2 protein-coding genes are annotated in these 1,185 nt (G+C 40.0%); both read right to left on the reverse strand.

Features of this window, described 5'->3' with window-relative positions:
* Positions 1-794: IS3 family transposase (locus WDC_RS09225; protein WP_044011555.1), on the reverse strand; the 794-nt coding region annotated here is incomplete at its 3' end.
* Between the two features lie 23 nt (positions 795-817).
* Positions 818-1,105 carry a transposase gene (locus WDC_RS09230; protein WP_003688751.1) on the reverse strand — a complete coding sequence of 96 codons (288 nt, stop codon included), beginning with the start codon at positions 1,103-1,105 and terminating at the stop codon, positions 818-820.
* Between the last annotated feature and the right edge of the window lie 80 nt (positions 1,106-1,185).

Consider the following 1,185-nt stretch of genomic DNA (forward strand, 5'->3'; position numbering starts at 1 on the left):
CTAACTGTGTTGTAAAACGTTTCAATGTACTGAAAAACTAGTCGTTTAGCTTCGGAGTATGAATGGATTTTAAACCGATTTATCCATTCACGCTTAATCAAGGCATGAAACGACTCAATGCAGGCATTATCCCAAGGATAAGCTTTCTTTGAATAGCTTAATGTCATGTTAGCTGTAACTTGATTGTAAGCTTCAGACGTAAACTGACTACCACGATCACTGTGCATGATTAATGGCTTGCTAATATGGCGACTGTGCTTAGTCTTTTCAATAAGTGGGATGACATTCGATACCTCCAAGGTTTCAGATAAGTCCCAACCAATGATCCGTCGGGAGTACAAGTCCATAATACTGGTTAAATAAACGAATCCGTCATGAACTGGAATATAAGTGGTGTCAATGCACCAAACGGCGTTTGGTCGCAATGGATTGAACTGCTCGTCTAAAATATTTATTAGCTGTTTATCAAACTTAGAATTGCGAGTGGTAGTCGTCCAAGGGGTTAGGTAAACGGCGTGAATGCCAAGTTCACGCATATACTTACCAACAGTTCGTTCAGCGATCTTATATCCTTTTGAGCGAAGTTCTTGGGTGATTTTGCCGGCACCGTAAATACAAAGGCTTTTGAGCCAAATTGCTTTAATTTCACCTTGAATAAACTTCTTCCGAAGCTTTCGCGGTGATTGGTGATTATGACGCTTTTCTCGTTGATAGTAACCACTTCTTGAGATTCCAACATAATCACACATACCATTGATGGAAGGGTGGGATTCCAAAGCGTGCTGAACGTCCATTTCTTGGTATACCTTTTCGGTAGTTACTTGCTCAGAATCCCGATTGATTTTTTTAACACTTCGATCGCTCCTTCAGCGTCACGAAGTTGACGCTTTAGTCGTGCAATCTCCTTGTCCTTATCGCTGGCAAAATTACCAGAGCCACGGCCAAACTCCCCAGTCTCAGTAAACAGCTTAATCCATTTATGTAATGTACTAGCCCCAATACCTAGATTCTTACTTATTTCATTCATGGTCATGTGATCCTTGTTATCTAAGTAATACTGAACGGCCTGTTCCTTAAATTCCTTGTCATAACTGTGCTTCGTCATTATTTGATCCTCCAATTTACTTCCTTAATTATACTAAATCAGAGTCTCTATTTAACTTGTACACTTTTTATTCTAGGCCC

This window comes from Paucilactobacillus wasatchensis (assembly GCF_000876205.1).
Lineage (GTDB): Bacteria > Bacillota > Bacilli > Lactobacillales > Lactobacillaceae > Paucilactobacillus > Paucilactobacillus wasatchensis.